The following is a 23,589-nucleotide window of genomic DNA, read 5'->3' as shown; positions in this document are numbered from 1 at the left end:
TAATAAACAACCTGAGCTTGGGGTGATAAATGGGTTTCTAACGGCTATTTTTGTCTAGCTCTTAGCTAAAAGATTCATTGAAGCTACTTGCAATAGACTCACTATTGACGCGCAGCTTCGCCTTGAACTACCCAAAACTATCTCGCTAGAAACATTCCTCACGGGGAAGTAACTATTAAAAAAGGCTCACATGCATGTGAGCCTTTTAATTACTACTTTAACTATCTTGGAAAATAGATTGCTTAACGCCCTGCTAATGCTGTGGCTGGCGCGATTTGAGTTGCCTTCCATGCGGGATATAAGGTGGCTAACAGGCTCATAACCAGCCCCATACTTATCACTAGCATCACATCTTGCTGTCTTAGCTCTGAAGGCAAAAAGTCGATAAAATATATGTCAGATGCCAGAAGCTGAATACCCAGGGTTTGTTCAATAGTAGCCGCTATAACACTCAAGTTCTGTGCGACTAATACGCCAATAACGCCACCTAACGTACAGCCCATTACACCATTTAACGCACCTTGCATGATGAATATAGACATCACAGCCATGCGCTTTAGCCCCATGGTCATCAAAATAGCGACTTCAGAGGCCTTGTCTCGTACCGCCATCACTAAGGTCGACACGATGTTAAAACAAGCTACGGCAATCACTAGCGCCAACACCAAATACATCACCATGCGCACCAGTTGAATATCTTGATATAAATGGCCTTGGGTTCGAGTCCAATCATTCATATACACATATTCACTTTGTGCATAGCCTAAATCTCGTGTGACTCTTTGAGCATTAAACACATTATCAACTTTAATGCGCACCCCTGTGACTGTGCCATTCATATTCAATAACTGATTCAAATATGCCATCGACACATAGGCTTGAGTGGACTCAATCTCACCACCGAGCTGATAGACACCTGAAACCACAAAACGATGACTCTTCGCCTGAGTTAATCGAGTACTGTTAGGCTCTGGCGTGTACATGGCTATACTGTCACCCACTTCAAGCCCTAGTTTGTCTAACAGGCTTTGGCCTAACACGATATTATTTTCAGACGTGGCCAGTGATGCCCAAGTTGATTCATCCATAAATTGAGCAATACTGGACACCGAAGGTTCAAGCTCCACATCAATGCCATTGAGCACCAGACCTTGAAAGCCTCCTTGACGCTGCACTAAGCCCTGCAAGCGTGTAAAAGGCGCAATACCAGCAATTTCAGGATGATTGGTCGCTGACTCAGTAATAGCCTGCCAATCTTGTATGGGTGCATTAACGCCCACTAACTCACCATGGGAAATGACCCCCAACAAACGCTGCTGTAGCTCGCGTTCAAAGCCATTCATAGCCGACAGCACAATGATGAGTACTGCAACACCTAAGGCAATACCCGCGGTAGATGCAAACGAAATAAAGTTAATAAAGCCATTGGCTTGGCGTGCACGATAGAAACGCCAGCCAATCAACAGTGGCAAACGTTTACTCATGACACAATTTCCATCACGTTGTCTTCGGCTTGCTGCAATTTGCCATCCTTCATGGTTAATTGGCGATCCATTCTTGCTGCTAATTTATAGTCATGGGTCACCACAACAAATGCCGTGCCTAATTGCTGTGACAGCTCTCGAATTAAGCCATAAACCGCATCACCGCTGCTTGCGTCTAAATTACCTGTAGGCTCATCGGCTAACACCAATTTAGGCTGGTTAATCAAAGCCCGTGCAATAGCAACACGTTGACGTTCACCACCTGATAATTGCGCTGGCGTATGTTCGATACGATGACCTAAGCCAACACGTTCTAATAAATCACGCGCCTGTTGATGCACCTGTTTTTTATCTAGCCCTTGGATAAGTCCCGGCATAGACACATTTTCAAGAGCACTAAACTCTGGCAACAAGTGATGGAACTGGTAAATAAAGCCTAAATCTTGATTGCGGATCTGCGCTTGCCTTGTTGCACTGAGTTGATGAAGATCTTCCCCATCAAGTAAGATTTTGCCTGCACTTGGCGTATCAAGCGTACCCATTAAATGGAGTAAGGTGCTTTTACCTGAACCCGATGTCCCGACGATGGCAAGTTGCTCACTCGCATTGACCACTAGATCCACATTGGTTAATACCTCAGTGGCAATATCACCTTCAAGATAGTGTTTACTGACATTGCAAACTTGCAATAAAGGGGTTGATGATTTCGTCATTATTCGTATCTCAATGCGGTTGCAGGCTGCACTCTTGCTGCGGTAAGTGCCGGATAAAGTGTCGCGAGTAAGGTTATGATCATAGTGGAGCAGATAATTACCACCAGTTGCGTGGTTGAAAACGCAACTGGCAACACTTGCCCTACACCTAAAATAGAAATGCCAAGTGTGCTTAAAATCGTATTTAAATTCAGGGTAAGAATCACGCCAACTGTTGTGCCTAAAAATAAGCCTAGCAATGCATTTAGCGAGCCCTGAACAATAAATATACCCATCACAGTTGCTGTAGTTAACCCTTGGGTTTTCAGCACCGCCACATCCGTGGTTTTATCAACAACCATCATGACTAACGCCGACACAATATTAAATGCCGCGACTGCAACAATTAAACTGAGCATCAGTGCCATCATGTTTTTTTCCATTTTCACGGCAGCAAATAAATGGCCAAAATCCTCACGCCAATCACGTGTGGAGATGGTTTGTGAATCAGAAAGGTAGGCAGCGATTTGCGGTGCTAACTCCGGGGCTGCAAAAGGGTCCTGCAAATATACTCTCAGCTCATCCACCTGCTGACTGTCTTTTCTCATTAAACGGCGTAAATCTTGATAATGTACATACGCAACAGAAGCATCAACTTGTGAGCCCATTTCAAATGTGCCTGCCACTGTGAATTTACGCTGACTGGGCACAGGACCAAAAGGCGAATAAACTACGCCATCACCACTTAATAATCTGACTTTGTCTCCGGCAACAACACCTAAGCTTCGCGCTAATTCTCGGCCAAGCACGACATTATACTCACCGACTACCAATTCAGAAAAAGCCCCTGAATAACTATGCGCCATCACATCAGAAACAGTTGACTCTAATTCAGGGTAAATACCCAGCGTTTGCACGGCTTGAATATTGCTGACTGATTGCACCATGGCTTGGGTTGTAGCGCTAGGCACCACACCATGAATCAGTGGCGAGAAAGGTGACTGTTTTGCAATAGTTTGCTGAACCTGTTGCCAATCTTCAAAGCCGGATTCACTGACTAATGTCAGTTGCGGCACGGCCCCTAAAATACGATTTTTCAACTGCGCTTCTAATCCGTTCATCACTGAACTGACAATAATGAGCGCGGCGACACCAAGAAAAATACCTGAGACAGAAAATAAGGTAATGAAGGATGCAAACGCATTTGCTTTGCGCGCACGCCAATAGCGATAACCTATGTAAAAGGAGAAACCTAAGTTCATGTGTTTTGCTGATCCTAAACCTTGATCAAGACGTAATGTGCCGGATTCATCTAATGCTGACGTTATTTTGCACTAAATTTCTGTATTTAAATGAAACTCGGTCTGTGTATGACTTGCTAAATTAACATGTTGGGCACGATAATAGGGGGAATAGTTTGATAAATAAAGAGGCAAGCCTTGTTAACTGACAGTAATTCCTATTTTAGTGTGCCTCATCAATTTAGTGTGTACCTTAGTCCTTGGGACAAATCCCTCCCATTACCTTCTGAAGATCAGCTACGCGATTTACAGTCTGTTGGCCTAAAGTTGCTCACTGATGTCAAAGGACTGGAAGCCAGTTGTTTACTGCAGTTACGCCAAATTGATAATGAAGCGAAAGCTGTGGTTGATTTTTTGAAACTTCAGTCTCGTAAAATTGACTTGGTATTACAACATATCATCGAGAGCGAATCCCATAATGGCGATAAAGCACAAGGCCTACAATTTGGTGGTAGTGGTATACAAGTCATAAGCACACAGCCACTGAATGTCGGTGATTATTATCAAACACAAATTTATATTCGCGGTGAATTAGTGGCGGTGATGTGTATTGCACAAATCAAACAATGCCAAGCAATAGGGTCTGCTCCCTCTTCGTGGCAGTGCGATCTCGATTTTGTACAGATCCTCGATGATGATGTAGAACAGCTGGTTAAAGCGAGCCTAAATGTCCAGCAAAAGCTACTTAAACAGCGAAAACAGAAAACATCAAATTAGTGCCCAGTCCCCCAAACTGTTTCAATGCTAATGGCAAAAAAGCATACGGGGATAAATGGCAAGTGAGTGCCAAAGCGCACACCAGCAAATCGATTAAAGAAATCAATGAAGCAATTTAGTGTATTTACCCCACCAGGGGTTAGCAAAAATCAGCAACAACAAATTCTAGCCACTCATGGTGGTGTCACACAAGCATTGGTGTTAGCCCAACTGGCGCAGCAACACTCAGGCACAACGATGGTGGTCACCCATGACACGCCCACCGCATTAAGCTTAGAGGTTGAGCTTAACTATTTACTGCAAAATAAAGCCGTTGATGTTTACCTATTTCCAGATCGCGAAACTCTGCCTTATGACAGTTTTTCACCGCATCAAGACTTGATTTCGCAGCGTTTAGAAACCTTAGCGCAAATCACTCAAGGTCAGTCACAAGTCATTATTGTCCCAGTGAGTACATTAATGGTGCGTCTGCCTAATCAAGCTTTTTTAAGTGGCAACGTATTATTGCTTAAAAAGGGTGATAACTATGGTTTAACCAAAGTCAGACAACATCTAACGGACACAGGGTACCATCTCGTTGACCAAGTATATGAGCACGGCGAGTTTGCCATTCGAGGCTCAATTGTTGATATATTCCCTACAGGGGCAAAGCAACCTCTGCGTATTGAGCTATTTGATGACGAGGTAGAATCGTTACGCTTTTTTGATGTGGAAACCCAACGTTCAGGCATGGCGATAGATTCAATCAGAATGCTGCCAGCCAAAGAGTTTGCCACTGATAGCCAATCCATTGAAGGCTTTAGACAACGTTATCGCCGTCATTTTGAGGTGATATCCAAAGAACCTGAGTCGATTTATCAATTAGTCAGCCGCAATCTGATGCCAGCAGGGATTGAGAATTACCTGCCGCTATTCTTTGATGAAACAGCCACCTTATTCGACTATTTGCCCGGCGAAACTCAATTAGTCACCGTTGGCGATATTGAAAGTGCCAGTCGTCATCATCTAGAAGAAGTGCACAGCCGCTATGAAGATCGTCGTATCGATCCATTAAGACCATTATTGCCCCCCAAAGTTTTGTATTTAATGATTGATGAGCTCTTTGGAGCATTCAAACAGTATCAGCGTACCCAAATGCTGCTCAGCCATCAAATTGCCCAAGGCGGAGAAAACAACCAAAGCCTCATTGAGCAATTACCTAAACATTGTCAGCTAGCAAGTGCATCATTACTGCCTGATATCAATGCTAACCACAAGCTCAAGCAACCATTAATCGCGCTGCAACAATACGCCGAAAATAATCAGAAACTGCTTTTTTGTGCTGAATCAGAAGGCAGACGAGAAGCATTGTTCGAGCTGTTTGCCAAAATCGACATTAAGCCAACACTGTTTAAGCATCTTGATGATTATTTTGCTGCTGACGAGCCTATCGGTTTAATCGTTTCACCTCTATCACACGGTGGAATCATCAGTGACTCTCCAAAAGGTGATGTGAGCATCGTTTGCGAGACCGAACTGTTTGGCCACAGGATTTCACAGCAACGTCGCCGTGAAAAACAAAAACAAGTCAGCTCAGATTTACTGGTAAAGAATTTAGCAGAACTAAAAGTGGGTCAGCCAATTGTGCACCTTGAGCACGGTGTTGCGCTTTATCAAGGCCTAGAAACCCTAGACACGGGCGGTCTAGTTGCTGAGTACTTGAAGCTTGAATATGCCGGCGGCGACAAACTGTATGTACCAGTGTCATCTTTACACTTGATCAGCCGCTATAGTGTGGGCAATGAAGAGGCAACACAACTCAATAAACTGGGTAATGAAACTTGGGCAAAAGCTAAGAAAAAGGCCATTGAGCGTATACGTGATGTGGCTGCAGAATTATTGGATGTCTATGCTCGTCGTCAAGCCCGTCCTGGTGATGCGTTAAAGTTAGACGAAGAAGAATATGCTTTATTCAGCCAAGGCTTTCCGTTTGAAGAAACCGTTGATCAAGAAACTGCTATCGAGGCGGTTTTGGATGATTTACAAGCACCAATGGCCATGGACCGTTTAGTGTGTGGCGATGTTGGCTTTGGTAAAACGGAAGTGGCGATGCGTGCTGCCTTTGTGGCAGTCAATGCAGGCAAACAAGTGGTGGTGTTGGTCCCTACAACACTGCTTGCTCAGCAGCATTATGAAAACTTCAAAGACAGGTTTGCCGATTGGCCTGTCGTGATAGAAGTGATGTCTCGCTTTAGAACCACAAAAGAGCAAAATAATGTCATTTCACAGTTAAGTGAAGGTAAGGTAGATATTGTAATAGGCACGCATAAGTTACTGTCTGCAGAGGCTAACTTCGACAACTTAGGCTTATTAATCATCGATGAAGAACACCGTTTCGGTGTGCGCCAGAAGGAGAAAATTAAAGCCCTTCGTGCCAATGTTGATATCTTAACACTCACTGCAACACCAATTCCGCGTACGTTAAATATGGCTATGTCAGGCATGCGCGACTTATCGATTATCGCCACGCCTCCCGCCAAGCGATTAGCAGTAAAAACCTTCGTGAGAGAGTATGATATTGCTACTATTCGTGAAGCCATATTACGTGAAATTCTCAGGGGGGGTCAGGTTTACTTTTTACACAATAATGTCGAAACCATTGAGAAAACGGCTAATGATATTATTGAATTGCTACCCGAAGCGAGAGTGGTCACCGCCCATGGTCAGATGCGCGAGCGTGACTTAGAAAAAGTCATGTCTGACTTTTATCACCAACGATTCAATGTATTAGTATGTACCACTATTATTGAGACTGGGATTGATGTTCCTACTGCCAACACCATCATTATTGATCGTGCTGACAAGTTTGGTTTAGCCCAATTGCACCAACTGCGTGGCCGTGTGGGTCGCTCACATCATCAGGCCTATGCATATTTAATGACACCACACCCGAAACGAATGACCTCTGATGCAAGAAAGCGTTTAGAAGCGATTGATGCATTAGAAGATCTTGGTGCTGGCTTTATGCTGGCGACACAAGATCTTGAAATCCGTGGAGCCGGTGAGTTACTCGGTGATGAACAAAGCGGTCATATTTCCAAAATTGGCTTTAGCCTTTACATGGAGATGCTCGAGTCAGCAGTTAAATCACTTAAACAAGGTAAAGAACCGTCCCTTGCACACATGTTGAAATCACAATGTGATATTGACCTGCGTATAGCCGCGCTTTTACCAGAAGATTATGTCAGTGATGTCAATATGCGCCTTTCATTGTATAAGCGGATTGCCAATTGCGAAACCGAAGCCATGATTGATGAGCTAAAAGTAGAATTTATTGACCGATTTGGCTTATTACCTGAACCAACTAAAAACTTGATGTCTTTAACTATTTTTAAGCATCAAGCGACTGAGCTTGGCATCAGTAAAATTGAAATGCACGCCAAGGGTGGCAGCGTTGAATTTGGCGAGTCCAATAAGGTAGATCCCACATTTATTATTGGTTTATTACAAAACCAACCACAAATATATCGAATGGATGGGCCAAATAAGTTAAAGTTCAACATTCCAGTAGAATCAAGTAAAGACCGCCTCAAGCTGGTTGAAACCTTACTCGAACAATTTGCTAAACATACAAGTGGAGACAAATAGTGCAACGTAAAATTGCTATGTCACTGGCAGCAGTAGCCTGCCTTTGCCAACCCTTTTATGCACAAGCCAAATCTTGGTTTGAAGTTGAAGTATTTGTGTTTGAACGTGAAGGCCAAACTAACACTGAACAGTGGCAAAACACACCGCCACAAGCGATATCAGCTAATCACATTGATTTAATTTCGCCGATAATCACTACTGATATAACCGGTGTGGCTTTAGGCTTATCTGGCTGTATTTCTACAGATTGGTTATCTAACTCAGATGAGCAAACGAACTGCGACCCATTGGCAAAACAACAAGCACAAACCCACCCTAGCCAAGTGCCTATGTCCATTGCCGCAGAAACAGAGCAACAAGCTTATCTAGGGGATGCTCCAGTGCTATTAGCTCAAAGTCAAAGCCAATTTACCGACATCATTGATAGCATCAGTAAAGAGCGCAATGTAAAACCGTTACTGCATTTAACTTGGCAGCAAGACATGCAACCAAGACGTCAAGCGACACCTGTACGCATTTATGCCGGTAAAGACTATTCAGAACAGTTTCATTTTCAAGGTAGCCCGGTCAGCCAAACAGATACTCAATCGCAGGAGCCTGAAACACCTTTGTATCTAAACGACTTCAGTAACTTTGATTTTATGATTGGTACAGAAACCGTCAGCCCGGTTTGGCAGCTTGATGGCATGATTAATATCTATTTAAATCACTATTTATTTATTGAGCATGACTTATTCTTACGTAAAGTCACTCAAAAAGAAGTGACTGCAACCGATAAAGGGACAGTCAGCGCTATCGCCGGCTATAACCGCTATCAAACAGATACAAGTTCGACAACAACGGCTCAGTTAGCTCTTATTAGCGAACCTTTTTTACAAGCAATTCCGCTTAAACAAAACCGTCGAGTGCGCAGTGGACAGGTACACTACTTTGACCACCCCAATATGGGAATAGTGATGCAAATACGCCGCATGGAACAACCTGAAACAGCAAGGCCTATCGACTTAACGCCAAATGAAGCAGATATAAACGCGTTGCCAAAAAGCCAAGTTGAGTTACAAGATAATACAGCAGCAACAAACTAATCAGGACTAATTTGTAGATTTAGTTAGTTGTCTTATTTAGTAGACGTTATTGTCAGGCTAAGTGAACAAGCGCTGATCTGCCGAGCCACAAGAATAAAAAAGCCACTTCATCAAGTGGCTTTTTTATTACGCTGAAAATATCAAAGCACACTAAAACTAAACACAGTTTGCGGCTATACCAACCTAACCCATGCAATAAATAGGTGTTAAATAGCCACTATGAGTATCTAACTGGCGTGATTAATCTCATCAGCAATCGCCCTCGCCTTTAGCCAGCGCGCTTCATCTTGTAGTGCTAATAGCACTCGACTTGAATCTGGTTTCAAACTGAGCGCATCATGTAAAGGCGCTGCTTCAGGCCAGTTAAAGTCCGTCAATAATGTTTTGACACCTTCAGGGTCATTGCACACTAAAATCATATTACAGCCTGCTTCAAGCGCCGCAGTAGCACGCCCAAGGTAGTCACCAGCAAAACTTGCACCTTTCATACCTAAATCATCTGAGAAAATGACACCATTGAAGTTGAGTTTTTTTCTGAGGATATCTTGCAACCAAAAAGAAGAAAAACCGGCTGGGTTAGGATCTAATTGAGAATACACCACATGCGCGGGCATAATACCATTAAGACACTCTTTCGCCATTAAATCACGAAAAGGCTGCATATCTTGCTCAAAGATTTTCTGCTCTGCTCTATCATCAACAGGCATCGCTATATGTGAGTCTGCCTGTACACTGCCATGGCCAGGGAAATGCTTACCGACTGCAGCCATTCCCGCACTTTGCATACCACCAATGAACTGCTCGGCAAGCAGGCTCACTTCTTCAGGGCGGCTACTGAAACTTCTTGTACCAATGACCTCACTGATGCCATTGACATCCAATACAGGCGCAAAGCTCAAATCAATGTCACAGGCAAGTAGCTCAGTTGCCATCAAAAAACCTAACGCATGTGACCAGCGTTTTGCTTTTTCAATATCATGTCCAGCGGCTGGTAAAATGTCACCCATAGCTGGAATGGTACTAAAACCTTGTTTGAAACGCTGAACGCGACCACCTTCATGATCAACCGCAATAAGTAAATCTTTTCGCACCGCTCTAACTTGTTTTATTAGCTCGATTAATTGCTCTCGAGATGAGTAATTACGGGTAAACAGAATAATACCACCCACTTGTGGATGCTGTAATTGCGCGGCTTCTAGGTCTGAAACAGTTTGACCGGCCAAGTCCATCATTAAATAGCTCAAATCAGATCCCTACGTTATATTATTTAAATGCTGACAGCTGCGTTGTTAACAGCAACAGCTAATTAGGTGCATTAATGTGAAAATTACATATAAGAAAAACTAATGCATATTTTTGTTAAAAGTATGGGATACTCCCACAATAATTTGTATTCTCACCTGATTTTTTCTCGGTGATTATACTACTAATAAATAGAACAATAGACGACTTAAAAGGTGATTAACATGATTAGTGTTTTTGACATGTTCAAAATCGGCATTGGGCCGTCAAGCTCGCATACTGTCGGTCCGATGAAAGCAGGCAAAATCTTCATGCAGGCTGTGGCTGATAACGGATTAATCACACAAGTTGATGAATTACAAGCAGAGTTATTTGGCTCGTTAGGACAAACGGGTAAAGGCCATGGCACAGGCAAAGCGGTAATTTTAGGCTTGATGGGTGAAGATCCTGAAACTGTGGATACAGATAAAATTGATGGCATTCTGACTCAAGTATCTGAACAGCGAACACTCATCATGGCAAATGGCAGTGAAGTTAAATTTACCCGTGAAAATGGCATTACTTATCATCGCCGCAAGTCGTTGCCTGAACATGCTAATGCAATGACGTTATACGCATTAAGTAATGGTGAACGAATTTATCAACGCACCTACTTCTCCGTGGGCGGCGGCTTTATTCTTGATGAAGATGAGATTGCCAATCAAGATGCTTCACCAGCGACCCAATTTAACCAAGTGCCTTATAACTTTGAGACTGCGACAGAGTTAATGGAACTGTGTTGTGAAAATGGTCTAAGTATTTCTTCACTCATGATGGCCAATGAACTGAGCATTGCTGATGAGCAAGCTGTTAAACAAGGTTTGTGGCAAATTTGGCAAACGATGAAGAATTGTGTTGAGCGCGGCTATCAAAAAGAAGGCATGCTGCCAGGTGGTTTAAAACTACGTCGCCGTGCACCTGCGTTATATCGCCGCTTGAAAGCTGAAGGTCGCAACAGTGTTGACCCGTTAACGGCTATGGATTGGGTGGATTTATTTGCCTTATCTGTCAATGAGCAAAATGCTGCTGGCGATCGCGTTGTCACTGCGCCAACCAATGGTGCCGCGGGGATTATTCCTGCGGTATTATGTTACTACGACCGATTTGTTCAAGAAGTCGATATGGATGTGTGTGTACGCTACTTATTGACTGCTGCGGCCGTGGGAATTTTGTATAAGAAAAATGCGTCTATTTCAGGTGCTGAAGTGGGTTGTCAAGGTGAAGTGGGTGTAGCCTGCTCTATGGCTGCTGCCGCATTAACTGAAATAATGGGTGGCACAGTTGAACATGTTGAAAATGCCGCTGAAATAGGCATGGAGCATAATTTAGGGTTAACTTGCGATCCTGTTGGTGGCTTAGTGCAAGTTCCTTGTATTGAACGCAATGCTATGGGCGCGGTAAAAGCCATTAATGCTTCGAGAATGGCGTTAAGAGGCGATGGCAACCATAAAGTATCTTTAGACAAAGTCATTAAAACCATGATGGACACTGGTAAAGATATGCGTAGCAAGTACAAAGAAACGGCTAAAGGTGGCTTAGCTGTCAACATTGTTGAGTGTTAATTTACGTTTCTGCGATCCTCATTTCTGAGATTTAGCTCTCCTTCACAAATGATAAATGGCGCCTCAAATAGGCGCCATTTATATTAAATACATAAACTCCTGACCAGCAAACAATAAATCAAAATGCTAAGCGACTCCCAAAACTATTTGTCATCACTTTGATTCACCGCCCTACAGCTGTATAGTAAAGTGAAAGTCTACACTACAAGAAAACACCATGACCACTGAAGAAAAACTACTTGATGCTGCACAAACGCTGATTAAAAACCAAGGGTTAATTAACTTTTCGATGGCTGATATACCAAGAGCGTGTGGTTTATCCCGTGCATCTTGTTATCAACACTTTCGTGATAAAAATGAAGTGTTAGCCGCATTATGTACCAATGAATTATTGGCAAACATTAAAGCCGTGAAAAGCGAACAGTATCACCAAGTCTCAGGCGTATTTTCGATGGTGCTAAGGCCGCTTATTTATAATCATTTAAAAGATCGCGACCAACTCGCCATAGATCATGCATTTGAAGAATTTCTATCTTGTCTAGACGCACTGCCTGATGACCCGAACTTCTCATTCATGAAGCAAGGTTTTAACACGCTCAAAAATGAACGTAACCAAGGTAAAATGAACATCGTTTAATCTGGCATAATTTGATACCCAAAAAACACCAGCCAATCGTTGGTGTTTTTTGTTGAATAAAAAAAGCAATTTTTAAAGTAAACACAAGGCTAGATAAGTTTTTCTCTTTATCCCTATGACTTGTCAGGCGGCTCCTCATCACTTGAACTTGATCACACTTTTCATTGGAATTATCATTAACGAAATATGTGAACTATTATTCACTGAGTTTACATTAGGTAACATTATTTGGCGGTTTTCAACTTGTCTTTAACCCGTTTATTACGCCATGATGTTGCATGCTAAAAATCAATAATAATAAAGGAATAATATGAAACCTTGGTTTCCAATTTGTGCCATCGCGCTTCTCAGTGCATGTGGCAGCGAGCAGGCTCCAACTTCGGACAAGTCAGTAGCAAATGAAGTCACTGCTGCGAATACAAGTGCTAAGGTTGCATTTAATGAAACACGCTTTAGACAGGACATCAAAGTCCTAGCATCAGATGAATTTGAAGGCCGTGCTCCAACCACTAAGGGCGAACAGCTAACAATTGAATACCTCACTAATGCCTTCACAGAAATGGGACTTCAAGGGGCGAACGATGGCAGCTATGTACAAGCCGTTCCCATGATTTCTTACACTGCTAGTGATGAACAACAAATCCGTCTAGGCGACAGCACACTACAACACCGCAAGGATGTAGTACTCGGTAGTCGCACAGCCCAAGAAGCAATTAGCATAAAAGATGCCCCACTTGTCTTCGTCGGTTACGGTATCAATGCTCCAGAATACCAATGGAATGACTACCAAGATATTGACATGACAGGCAAAATTGCAGTTGTCTTAGTCAATGATCCAGGTTTTGCACACCCAGAAGGCAGTAAGTTCAATGGCCGTGCCATGACTTACTACGGCCGTTGGAGCTACAAATATGAAGAAGCAAGCCGCCAAGGTGCACTTGGAGCAATTATTATTCATGACACCAAACCAGCTTCATATCCTTGGTCTGTTGTAGAAAATAGCTGGACAGGAGCTCAACAGGATTTGGTACTTGAAAACCAGCCCAATAATCGGGTGCAAGTCGAAGGCTGGGTAACCTTAGAAAAAGCGAAAGCCCTGTTTGAGCAAGCCGGACTTTCACTTGAGAACGTTTCTGACCGCGCTGCCAGCGGCCCACTCAACATTCCTCTTAACCAAACCGCCTCTATCTCATTTACCAACAAAATTGAGTATGCCAATAGCTATAACGTAGTTGCGACACTACCTGGTACTCAAGCCGCTGACGAACATATTTTATTTACTGCACATTGGGACCACATTGGCAAAGATGAAACTAAAACAGGCGATCAAATCTATAATGGCGCATTGGATAATGCATCAGGTACTGCAGGTATTCTAGAAATTGCCCGCATGTATGCCCAATATGCAAAATCTGACCAAGGCGTCAGTCGCTCTGTCACATTTATCGCGACTACTGGAGAGGAACAAGGTTTGTTAGGCTCACGCTTTTATGCCGAACATCCATTATTTCCGCTTGATAAGACCGTGGCAGTATTTAACGTAGACAGCACCAATATCTATGGCAGAACCTTAGACTACACGATTGTTGGTAAAGGCCAGTCAGAGCTAGAAAACTACCTATTAACGGCCTTAGAACCAAGTCAACGTAAAGCAAGAAGAGAGTCTCGCCCTGAATCAGGCGGATTTTTCCGCTCTGATCACTTTAGCTTTGCAAAGAAAGGCGTACCTGCCGTATTTGCAGGCGGTGGCAGTGAGCCTATTGATGATGCGGTCGCCCAATACAAAGCGAAGATGCGTGAAATCATGAAAGGTTGCTACCACAATGTATGCGACGAATACCGTGAAGATTGGGACTTGTCAGGTGCCATAGAAGACTTACAAGTTTACTTTAATGCTTCTCGCGCATTAGCTAACAGTAAAGATTGGCCTGGATATTACTCAGGCAGTGAGTTCCACACGCTAAGACCGGCTTCTACTGAGTACAAGACAGAAGATAAGTAATATCTTTCAACTTTCGTGAACACTTAGAATCCACCCTCGGGTGGATTTTTTATGTGAGAAAAGTGACTATCAACCAAGTGCAATCAGATTAGTCGTTGCTGCAAGTAAACAAGCCACCTTCTGAAGAAGGTGGCTTTGAGTCTGCAAAGAAATAACGCTACCCGAGGGTAGCGTTATTATCAAACAAGGTTAACAACCCTGATTACGTTATTTAGCCTTTGCTTTCGCTTTAGTGGCTTTTTTCTTTGGTTGCTCAGCTATCCATTTGCTACCGACAAACTTAGCGGACCATCCCGTGGCTTTACCATCTTTTTCACTGGCAACGTATTGTTCTTTGGTTTTGCGACTGAATTTGACTAAGGCTTTGTTACCATCATCATCTTCAATTGGCGCGTCGGCTAAGAACTGATACTTAGGCCACAGTAAATCTCGATATTTAACCAACTCTTCCACTAATGGGGCGCGTGTTTCACGAGACTTAGGGAATGTGCTAGCCGCTAAGAAAATACCTGCCGCGCCGTCTCGAAGTACAAAGTGTGCATCTGACTTAGTACATTTTAGTTCTGGCAAGAAAATAGGATCTTCTTTTGGTGGCGCAGCTTCTCCGCTCTTCAACAACTTACGAGTATTTTTACAGGTTTCACTGGTACAACCGAAGTACTTACCAAATCGACCGTTTTTCAGTTCCATATCATTGCCGCATTTATCACACTCAATGATTGGCCCTTCATAACCTTTAATTTTAAATTGGCCTGATTCAACTTCGTAGCCTTCACATGTTGGGTTATTACCACATACATGTAGTTTCCGCCCTTCATCAATCAAGTAGCTATCCATGGCGGTACCACAGATTTGACAACGGTGTTTGGCACGCAGTGCATCAGTTTCGGCATCTTCATTATCGCTTACGGCTTCTTCACCTGGAGTCAGGTTCATAGTCGTCTTACAACGTTCTTTTGGCGGCAATGAATAACCAGAGCAACCTAAGAAGACACCTGTTGAGCCAGTACGAATACCCATAGGTCGTTCACATGTTGGACACTTAATGTCTGTGAGCACCATCTCGTTCGGGCGCATACCGCCTTCAGTTGGGTCTAATTCAGCAAGCAATAATTGTTTAGTGAAATCACCGTAGAAGCCATCGAGTACCTTTTTCCAGTCAAGTTTACCTTGGGCAACATCATCCAAGGTTTGCTCCATACTGGCGGTAAAGTCATAGCTCATCAGCTCTTTGAAGCTTTCCGTTAGACGCTCACTAACAATTTCACCCATTTTTTCAGCAAAAAAGCGGCGGTTATCAACCTTTACGTAACCGCGATCTTGAATGGTTGAAATAATAGTCGCATAAGTTGATGGACGACCAATACCGCGTTTTTCAAGTTCTTTAACCAAAGATGCTTCACTGTAACGTGCAGGCGGCTTAGTGAAATGCTGCTTAGGTAATAAATCTCTCAAAGATAAACTATCACCCACTTCAACAACAGGTAATGTCTTATCTTCTTCGTTCTTCTTGCTCATTGGTGGCTGAACTCGAGTCCAACCATCAAAACGTAATGTACGACCACTCGCTTTAAGCTCATATTCTCCGGCTGTAACCGTTAAGCGGGTAGCATCATATTTTGCAGGTGTCATCTGACATGACACAAATTGACGCCAGATAAGCTCATATAAACGCTGTGCATCACGCTCCATATCAGACAAAGACGCTGACTGGACTTTTACATTCGATGGACGAATGGCTTCATGAGCCTCTTGCGCACCTTCTTTGCTACCGTAGCGAATAGGATTGTCTGGCAGGTATTTATTGCCAAACTCATTGCCGATTAACTCACGTACATTATCTAATGCTTCTTGGCTTAAGTTGGTCGAGTCTGTACGCATATAGGTAATGTGACCAGCTTCATAAAGCCTTTGGGCCATCATCATGGTCTTCTTTACACCGAAGCCTAGACGTGTACTCGCCGCTTGTTGCAATGTGGAGGTGATATAAGGTGCAGATGGGCGACTGGATGTCGCTTTATCATCACGTGCAGTAACCTTAAATGAAGCCCCTTTTAAGGCATCAACAGCCACTTGAGCTTGCGCTTCGTTTATTGGATTAAATGCAGCAGCTTGATACTTGCTGACCTGCATTTTTAAGATATCAGCCTTGCTAGTATTGAGTTGAGCATGGATATCCCAAAACTCTTCCGGTACAAATGCTTTAATCTCACCTTCACGCTCAACCACAAGACGCACGGCGACAGATTGAACACGGCCAGCAGATAAACCACGCGCGACTTTTTTCCACAGCAATGGTGAGACCATAAAACCAACCACGCGGTCTAGGAAGCGTCTAGCCTGCTGTGCATTAACCATATTGGTATCTAATGCTGACGGTTGGCTAAATGCATCTTGAATAGCGGATTTTGTGATTTCGTTAAATACAACACGTTGATACCGTGAAGCATCACCACCGATGATCTCTTGTAAGTGCCATGCGATAGCTTCTCCTTCACGGTCCAAATCCGTTGCGAGATAGATTTGGTCTGCAGACTCAGCAAGGGTCTTTAATTCTTTGACCACTTTTTCTTTACCAGGTAATACCTGATATTTTGCTGCCCAGCCTTTTTTAGGGTTAACCCCCATACGTGTAATTAAAGCTTTTTCATCACGAGCCTTTTTATATTTGGCTTTTTCCTCAGGTGACATTTTGCGAACTTCAGCAGCAGTTTTACCACTTTTAGTGCCATCTGAAGACGATGATGTAGGCAAATCACGGATGTGACCTACACTCGATTTAACGATGAACTCTTTTCCAAGATATTTATTAATAGTCTTGGCTTTGGCCGGTGATTCGACAATAACTAGCGATTTACCCATAAATTTTTTAGCGCCAAATAGTCTCAAAAGGATAGAAAATTGGTTACATATATAGAGTGTTGAGACGATAGTTTCAAGTTAATCCCTAATTTATGTGTCCAGCGAGTCACTTTTTAAACAAAATAAAAAAATGTAAAAAATATTATTGCGTTAATAAAAAGTAATATTTCATATTTAGTCTTCTAGCAAGAACTATTATGCATTTTTAGTCACTTTTACAGCTTTGTTCAAAAAAAATACGACTTGTTTAGCGATTTATCATCAGTATACTGGCGTGAATTTCCCCCATATAACTGGGACTAACTCGAGTATTTACTCAACTTATGATTTGATGTTTTCTACCGCCGTTTTGTTGTTAGCGATGCATTCACAGAGAAAACACGGCTTTTAGTAATCCGATTAAAAATAATTATAAGCACTCTGACTTCAAGGAAAAAACATGAAGCACTTCGAAGCAAATTTTGATGGCTTAGTTGGCCCGACCCATAATTATGCGGGCTTATCATTTGGTAATGTAGCCTCATTTAATAACGCTGCAATGACATCAAATCCAAAAGCCGCTGCGAAGCAAGGGCTTCAAAAAGCAAAAGCACTTGCAGATTTAGGTATGGTGCAAGGAGTATTAGCACCTCAAGAGCGACCAGACCTATATACATTGCGTAGAATTGGTTTTACTGGGTCAGACACTGAAGTTCTTCATAAAGCTTCTCAGCAAGCGCCTCAGCTACTCAATGCATGTTGCAGTGCTTCTAGCATGTGGACTGCAAATGCAGCAACGGTATCTCCGTCAGCAGACACCCGTGATGGCAGAGTTCATTTCACACCCGCGAATTTAGTCGACAAATTACATCGTAGTATTGAACCTGTTACCACTGGCAATATTTTAAAAGCGACATTTAACAATGAACGTCACTTTCACCATCATCAACATTTACCAGAACATGCTTCATTTGGTGATGAGGGCGCAGCGAACCATACTCGCTTGTGTAATGACTATGGACACTCTGGTATCGAGTTGTTTGTTTATGGACAATCGGCTACTAACCCACAAATGCCTAAACCGACTAAGTTTCCAGCTAGACAAACCCTAGAGGCTTCACAAGCGGTTGCGAGACTGCATCAACTTGATGATGAAAGCTGTGTTTTCATGCAGCAAAATCCAGACGTTATTGACCAAGGTGTATTTCACAATGATGTCATTTCAGTAGGCAATCAAAATGTATTGTTCTATCACGAGCAAGCATTTTTAGACACTGAAGCCAAATTTGCTGAAATACGCCAGAAAATGAACAGTGAAGTACACTTTATTAAAGTGGCGACCTCACAAGTATCCATTGATGATGCTGTCAGAAGCTATTTATTCAACACACAAGTGATTACTCTGCCTAATGGTGAAATGGCTATTATCGCGCCAACCGATTGCCAAGAGAACCCAGCGGTGCATCAGTATCTAACAGAATTAGTCACTTTGGGCACGCCTATTAAGCAAGTAAAATACTTTGATGTAAAACAAAGTATGCAAAATGGTGGCGGCCCTGCTTGTTTACGTTTACGTGTAGCGATGAATGAGCAAGAGGTGGCAGCAGTTAACCAGCACACATTAATGAATGAACAGCTGTTTACTCGATTAAATACATGGGTAGACAAACATTATCGCGACCAATTATCAGCCGCGGACTTAGCTGATCCGCAATTGATTATTGAATCACGCACAGCGCTAGATGAACTGACTCAAATATTAAAACTTGGCAGTGTTTATCAATTTCAAAAATAATATCTTTTGAATTTAAACAATGAGAAGCCACACCAATGAGTGTGGCTTTTTATTACCTAATAGAAACTCTTCAATCAACATAGATTATTAGCTGATTAGACTGCTTAAAATTCAAACAATAATTTGCAACTATGTGATGTGCTATGTTTTCAATCAAGAGATACAAGCTTAGTTTTTTATCTTAAACAATGCCTTTATAGTCATTAATAAAGCACAACACCTTTCCAAAGCAACTATGTCCCCAGCTAAACATCCAACTCTCGTGGTCAACACCCTAAAAAGTTATTGAGAGGATTAAATCACCAATTAAAAATAGTTATTCTTTGTCGTTGTCACTCTTTAAAAACATTGTTATCAAATCAACTCTGGTTGAAAGTATTTCAAGTTAATTTAACAGCCTGCAATCGAGTAAGAAACTAGCGTAAATCATTCATTTTCTTTAACCATTAAAAAAGGTGCCGAAGCACCTTTTTTACTAGGATGACTAAATTATCGCATTGCGTCGATTGAAAACGACTACCTTGGAGTATTTAGACACATTAAAGAATAGTAATACCAATCGATACAACTTGAGTTTTGACACCATTTGGCGTTTCAACTTCGACCAATAACACACCAGAGTTTGGCTCATCTTCACCTTTAACCGTAACGCCAAAGTCACGGCCACCATTATAGTTAGTGCTAGGCCATACAATTTCACTTGAGCTCACAACCGACCCCGCACTCGTTGTAAATCTAACGATAGAACCTGCTGGCATTTGCTGATTATGTAAATCAGAAATAGTGAAATAAGCTGAAGCTGCACCTTTGCCTATAATTTGGATACTTTGGTGATTACCAACACCGCGTGCATCATCTATTACGATATCTGCGATATCAGTCGCAAAAGCAGTACTACCTGACATCACCATCACTAAACTGCGACGCACGAAGATAGACTTAGAATCATTCACACCATCTGCACAGCCTGCGTGCACAGGATCTGAACAAAGCACACCATTATATAGTCCATCTTTCTGATCAAAGACGCCGTTAGCGTTAAAGTCAATCAACTCTTCAAGTTCACCGCCGGCTTGCCCAGTTGGCTGATTCGCAGGTTGTGGATTAAACACGGTGTCTTCGTTGTAATCATTAAATGCATCATCAAGATCAAAAGCTTGACCGGTGACGTCTGTGCCATTAATGAACTCATTCATTTCGCTGGCATCAAATCGACCATTACCATTGAGATCTGGGAATGTTTCTTCACCAATCGCAGTGGCTGTGATTGTTGCACGGCCACCGTATTTCTGACCGTAAAAGTTACCGTAGACATCAAGAGCTGCATCATAAGTCAAACCGGACTCAGGATTGTTAACTTGAGCACCATTACCCGCCAATAAAGTATTACCTTCTGGACGTGGTAACTGTGAAGTCCAAGTAACCGAACAAACACCTTTAATCGTTTGACACGCATCTTCTATCGAACCACCTTCAGTGGTGAAAGACACCGTTGTACCATCTGGTACTGGGTTATTGAATGCATCAGCCATGCGCGCGGTTACTACCACTTCCGTACCATCAACATCCCAACCTTCAGCATTTAATACTTCAGCAGACAGAGAGAAACTGTCTTGATCTGGGATACCAGTAGAGACGATTAACTGTTTAGACTGACTTGAAATGGCTGGAACCGCACCATTTTCAACGGTTGCAGTGACACGTAAAGAAGTCGCAACCGTACCTGATGTCACGACAGTTTGTACAATACCTTCACCATTAGTGGTCGCTAACGCTGGCGTTAGGCCCACACCGCCAATGTTAGTATTTAGCTCAAATGAGACATCTTGGTTAATGACATTGTTACCATTTTGATCCAACACCCGGAATTTAACCGTTGAAGACTCATCGCCACCCGTGCCTAATATACTGATATTTTCAGGTACAGCAGATACGAATACGATACTGCCTACATCAGCTCGAAGCACATTAATGGTGCCAGTTGCCGACAAACTAATGCCACCAGCATTTGCAGTAACGTTAATTTGATCTTCACCCACACAACCTTGTGCTAAATATGTTGTTGTCGCAATACCGTTACTTGAAGACACTGGGCTACTAATTTCGGCAGAGCCTGCAGTCGCACAAGTAGAAGAAAAGTTCACATCAACGGGTTGTGTGAATGGCGAGCCATTTTCATCTTGGATTTGCACTGTGATAGTCGCTGTTCCGCCAGCGGATAAATCCGTTGTACTGATTTCAGCAGCACCTTCAACAAACGGGTCACCGCTGCCCATCACAACATCTGTCGCACCGACGACAACTATCGTTTGACCAACTTCGTTTGTGGGTAACGTTGCTGTGACTTCACCTGCCCCCAAAGAACTGCCAGCATAGATATCCACCGTGGCTTTACCTTCACCATCTGTCACAGCCGTTTTAATTGGTAAATCACCAATTGTGCTATCAAAAGAAACAATCGTTGGCTTAGTAATACCGGTAACAGTTGCTGTTAATTTACCTGGTGATAATGTCGTAATCGACTGGATAGGCGTACCAGCGGCATCAGTTAGCACTAATGAAACTTGAGCTCCTCCCCCCGCTTCACCACCATCACCCACCATGGTGACATTAATAGTACTCGTCTCACCTGTTGACGTGGTTGCAGTAACTGACGCACCAGTATTTATTTCAGCGGTATTAAGTACCACTGTCGCGACACCAAAATCATCAGTTGCAACTTCACCTGTGCCAGGCGTAAAAGTACCGTACAGTGCGTTGTTAAGTGCAAACGTCACCAAGGTATCCACAGGCGCTCCGTCAGAGTCAACCACTGTGGCAGTTATCGTGGCAGGTTCTGCTACTGAAATTTGTGAGTTTGAAACCTCCAAAGCAATAGAAATAGTGACCGGATCTGGGTCCGTTCCACCGCCACCGTCATCATCACTCGAAATACTTCCACCACCACCACACGCGACGAGCATAAATGTACATAAAAGCGTCAAAAAAAACTTATATGCTGACTGCATTGCCAGACTCCCTGTTACATGTAAACAAACTTATTATTTAATATAGTTACTTATTGATAAACAATAAACAATTTTATCACAACCATTGTATAACTATACCGCCTTTTATTGAACAATTCCCGCCAAACTTTAACTTCCATACCATTTCACAACTTCGGTTTTCCTGCTAACCTTTAGTCCTTAAAAAGTGATATATAAAATTACAAAACTAATAATTGATGGAAGAAATGACTGTGAGTGAATCAAAAAAGCTCGGTTTAACGAGCAAAATCTTAATCGGTATGGGAGGAGGTATTTTACTAGGCCTTCTTCTTCGCAACCTATTCCCTGAAAATGCCTTCATCAACGACTATCTAACCGAAGGGCTTTTTGAAGTCATCGGCACAATCTTCATTTCAAGTTTACAAATGTTGGTTGTACCTCTGGTATTTATCTCGTTGGTGTGCGGAACATGTTCACTGAGTGACCCTTCAAAATTAGGCCGTTTAGGCGGTAAAACCATTGCGTTTTACTTGTTCACGACAGCGATTGCGCTGACAGTTGCTATTTCGTTTGCCATTTTGGTTCAACCTGGCAATGCAAGCCTAGCAACAAGTGCAATGGAATTTAATGCTAAAGAAGCGCCTAGCTTAGCAGATGTGATTATCAACATAGTACCGACCAACCCTATTCAGGCTATGACTGAAGGCAATATGCTGCAAATCATCTTATTTGCGGTAATTTTTGGCTTTGCCATTTCACATATTGGAGAGCGTGGTAAGCGTGTTGCAGCACTTTTCAATGACTTGAATGAAGTCATCATGCGTGTTGTAACCTTAATCATGCAGCTCGCACCATATGGTGTTTTCGCCCTAATGGCTAAACTAAGTTTAACCCTAGGCATGGAAACATTCGGTAGCGTAATAAAGTACTTCTTCCTTGTTTTAGCAGTGTTAATTATTCATGCACTAATTGTTTACCCTAGCCTATTAAAAATATTCTCGGGCTTAAGCCCTATTATGTTCTTACGCAAAATTCGCGATGTTCAATTATTTGCCTTTAGTACAGCAAGTTCGAATGCAACACTGCCTGTAACAATGGAAACAGCCGAACACCGAATGGGCGTAGATAACAAAGTTGCCTCATTTACACTGCCTTTAGGCGCGACCATCAATATGGATGGCACAGCTATTATGCAAGGTGTTGCAACCGTATTTATTGCTCAAGTCTTTGGTATCGACTTAACCTTCACTGACTACCTCATGGTTGTTGTCACGGCTACATTAGCGTCAGTGGGTACTGCAGGTGTTCCAGGGGTAGGTCTTATCATGCTTGCCATGGTATTAAACCAAGTTGGCTTGCCTGTTGAAGGTATTGCATTGATTATTGGTGTTGATCGTTTATTAGATATGGTTCGTACGGCTGTTAACGTGACAGGTGATACTGTTGCGACTGTGGTTATCGCCAAATCTGAAGGTGAATTCAATAACGAAACCTTCGCAGATGCAGACGCGGGGAAAGTGGCTGAGAGCTTTGAAGATCAAGTCAAGCACCCAAATGTGCCAAACGCTTAATCAG

At 42.7% G+C, this 23,589-nt stretch carries 14 protein-coding genes; 8 read left to right on the top strand and 6 right to left on the bottom strand.

Going from position 1 to position 23,589, the window contains the following annotated elements:
- Positions 1-242 precede the first annotated feature (242 nt).
- The 3 genes from lolE to ACHUGF_RS10730 are packed head-to-tail and all read right to left on the bottom strand — an operon-like array spanning position 243 to position 3,438.
- The gene (lolE, locus tag ACHUGF_RS10740) at positions 243-1,484 is read right to left on the bottom strand and encodes a lipoprotein-releasing ABC transporter permease subunit LolE (RefSeq protein ID WP_394131068.1); all 1,242 of its coding nucleotides are present in this window, start codon (positions 1,482-1,484) and stop codon (positions 243-245) included.
- A complete protein-coding gene (gene lolD / locus ACHUGF_RS10735; protein ID WP_394131066.1) occupies positions 1,481-2,197 on the bottom strand; it encodes a lipoprotein-releasing ABC transporter ATP-binding protein LolD in 717 nt (238 codons plus the stop codon). Before lolD ends, lolE begins: the two co-directional genes overlap by 4 nt.
- On the bottom strand, positions 2,197-3,438 hold the full coding sequence (locus ACHUGF_RS10730) for a lipoprotein-releasing ABC transporter permease subunit (RefSeq protein ID WP_394131064.1): 1,242 nt from the start codon (positions 3,436-3,438) through the stop codon (positions 2,197-2,199). Before ACHUGF_RS10730 ends, lolD begins: the two co-directional genes overlap by 1 nt.
- Positions 3,439-3,615: 177 nt before the next feature.
- On the opposite strand from ACHUGF_RS10730, the gene ACHUGF_RS10725 reads away from it, so the two are divergent.
- The 3 genes from ACHUGF_RS10725 to ACHUGF_RS10715 all read left to right on the top strand — a co-directional run bounded on the left by ACHUGF_RS10725 (position 3,616) and on the right by ACHUGF_RS10715 (position 8,906).
- On the top strand, positions 3,616-4,194 hold the full coding sequence (locus tag ACHUGF_RS10725; protein WP_394131063.1) for a hypothetical protein: 579 nt from the start codon (positions 3,616-3,618) through the stop codon (positions 4,192-4,194).
- 105 nt (positions 4,195-4,299) lie between these two features.
- Positions 4,300-7,821, top strand: a complete 3,522-nt coding sequence (gene mfd, locus ACHUGF_RS10720) for a transcription-repair coupling factor (RefSeq protein ID WP_394131061.1) — start codon at positions 4,300-4,302, stop codon at positions 7,819-7,821.
- Positions 7,821-8,906, top strand: a complete 1,086-nt coding sequence (locus tag ACHUGF_RS10715; RefSeq protein ID WP_394131060.1) for a peptidoglycan binding protein CsiV — start codon at positions 7,821-7,823, stop codon at positions 8,904-8,906. Before mfd ends, ACHUGF_RS10715 begins: the two co-directional genes overlap by 1 nt.
- Before the next feature lie 227 nt (positions 8,907-9,133).
- Here the strand turns inward: ACHUGF_RS10715 and nagZ are convergent, their stop codons facing one another.
- A complete protein-coding gene (gene nagZ / locus ACHUGF_RS10710) occupies positions 9,134-10,150 on the bottom strand; it encodes a beta-N-acetylhexosaminidase (protein WP_394131058.1) in 1,017 nt (338 codons plus the stop codon).
- A gap of 222 nt (positions 10,151-10,372) precedes the next feature.
- On the opposite strand from nagZ, the gene ACHUGF_RS10705 reads away from it, so the two are divergent.
- The 3 genes from ACHUGF_RS10705 (at position 10,373) to ACHUGF_RS10695 (ending at position 14,388) form a co-directional block, all read left to right on the top strand.
- On the top strand, positions 10,373-11,749 hold the full coding sequence (locus ACHUGF_RS10705) for an L-serine ammonia-lyase (RefSeq protein WP_394131056.1): 1,377 nt from the start codon (positions 10,373-10,375) through the stop codon (positions 11,747-11,749).
- Positions 11,750-11,966: 217 nt separating this feature from the next.
- Complete coding sequence (locus ACHUGF_RS10700; RefSeq protein ID WP_394131054.1) at positions 11,967-12,386, top strand: TetR/AcrR family transcriptional regulator; 420 nt, start codon at positions 11,967-11,969, stop codon at positions 12,384-12,386.
- 310 nt (positions 12,387-12,696) lie between these two features.
- Positions 12,697-14,388, top strand: coding sequence for a M28 family metallopeptidase (locus tag ACHUGF_RS10695; RefSeq protein WP_394131053.1), 1,692 nt, complete (start codon positions 12,697-12,699; stop codon positions 14,386-14,388).
- Between the two features lie 207 nt (positions 14,389-14,595).
- Here ACHUGF_RS10695 and topA read toward each other — a convergent pair whose 3' ends face one another.
- Entirely contained in the window at positions 14,596-17,250 is a 2,655-nt protein-coding gene (topA, locus tag ACHUGF_RS10690) for a type I DNA topoisomerase (RefSeq protein ID WP_394131052.1), read from the bottom strand.
- 439 nt (positions 17,251-17,689) lie between these two features.
- On the opposite strand from topA, the gene astB reads away from it, so the two are divergent.
- Positions 17,690-19,024, top strand: a complete 1,335-nt coding sequence (astB, locus tag ACHUGF_RS10685; protein ID WP_394131050.1) for an N-succinylarginine dihydrolase — start codon at positions 17,690-17,692, stop codon at positions 19,022-19,024.
- A gap of 539 nt (positions 19,025-19,563) precedes the next feature.
- On the opposite strand, the gene ACHUGF_RS10680 is transcribed toward astB, so the two are convergent.
- Positions 19,564-22,032, bottom strand: a complete 2,469-nt coding sequence (locus ACHUGF_RS10680; protein WP_394131048.1) for a hypothetical protein — start codon at positions 22,030-22,032, stop codon at positions 19,564-19,566.
- A 227-nt stretch (positions 22,033-22,259) separates the two neighbouring features.
- Here ACHUGF_RS10680 and ACHUGF_RS10675 point away from each other — a divergent pair, with 227 nt between their 5' ends.
- Positions 22,260-23,585, top strand: coding sequence for a dicarboxylate/amino acid:cation symporter (locus ACHUGF_RS10675; protein ID WP_394131047.1), 1,326 nt, complete (start codon positions 22,260-22,262; stop codon positions 23,583-23,585).
- Positions 23,586-23,589 lie beyond the last annotated feature (4 nt).

The organism is Shewanella maritima, assembly GCF_043643735.1.
In the GTDB taxonomy this organism is placed as follows: domain Bacteria; phylum Pseudomonadota; class Gammaproteobacteria; order Enterobacterales; family Shewanellaceae; genus Shewanella; species Shewanella maritima_A.
The sequence above is the reverse complement of the archived record's forward strand: the minus strand, read 5'-3'. Positions and strand labels throughout refer to the sequence as shown.

Excerpts from the sequence above, each read along its gene's own strand:
- ACHUGF_RS10730 (WP_394131064.1), bottom strand. The coding sequence starts at position 3,438 with ATGAACTTAGGTTTCTCCTTTTACATAGGTTATCGCTATTGGCGTGCG.
- mfd (WP_394131061.1), top strand. The coding sequence starts at position 4,300 with ATGAAGCAATTTAGTGTATTTACCCCACCAGGGGTTAGCAAAAATCAG.
- lolE (WP_394131068.1), bottom strand. The coding sequence starts at position 1,484 with ATGAGTAAACGTTTGCCACTGTTGATTGGCTGGCGTTTCTATCGTGCA.
- lolD (WP_394131066.1), bottom strand. The coding sequence starts at position 2,197 with ATGACGAAATCATCAACCCCTTTATTGCAAGTTTGCAATGTCAGTAAA.
- ACHUGF_RS10695 (WP_394131053.1), top strand. The coding sequence starts at position 12,697 with ATGAAACCTTGGTTTCCAATTTGTGCCATCGCGCTTCTCAGTGCATGT.
- ACHUGF_RS10705 (WP_394131056.1), top strand. The coding sequence starts at position 10,373 with ATGATTAGTGTTTTTGACATGTTCAAAATCGGCATTGGGCCGTCAAGC.
- astB (WP_394131050.1), top strand. The coding sequence starts at position 17,690 with ATGAAGCACTTCGAAGCAAATTTTGATGGCTTAGTTGGCCCGACCCAT.
- topA (WP_394131052.1), bottom strand. The coding sequence starts at position 17,250 with ATGGGTAAATCGCTAGTTATTGTCGAATCACCGGCCAAAGCCAAGACT.
- ACHUGF_RS10700 (WP_394131054.1), top strand. The coding sequence starts at position 11,967 with ATGACCACTGAAGAAAAACTACTTGATGCTGCACAAACGCTGATTAAA.
- ACHUGF_RS10675 (WP_394131047.1), top strand. The coding sequence starts at position 22,260 with ATGACTGTGAGTGAATCAAAAAAGCTCGGTTTAACGAGCAAAATCTTA.
- ACHUGF_RS10680 (WP_394131048.1), bottom strand. The coding sequence starts at position 22,032 with ATGCAGTCAGCATATAAGTTTTTTTTGACGCTTTTATGTACATTTATG.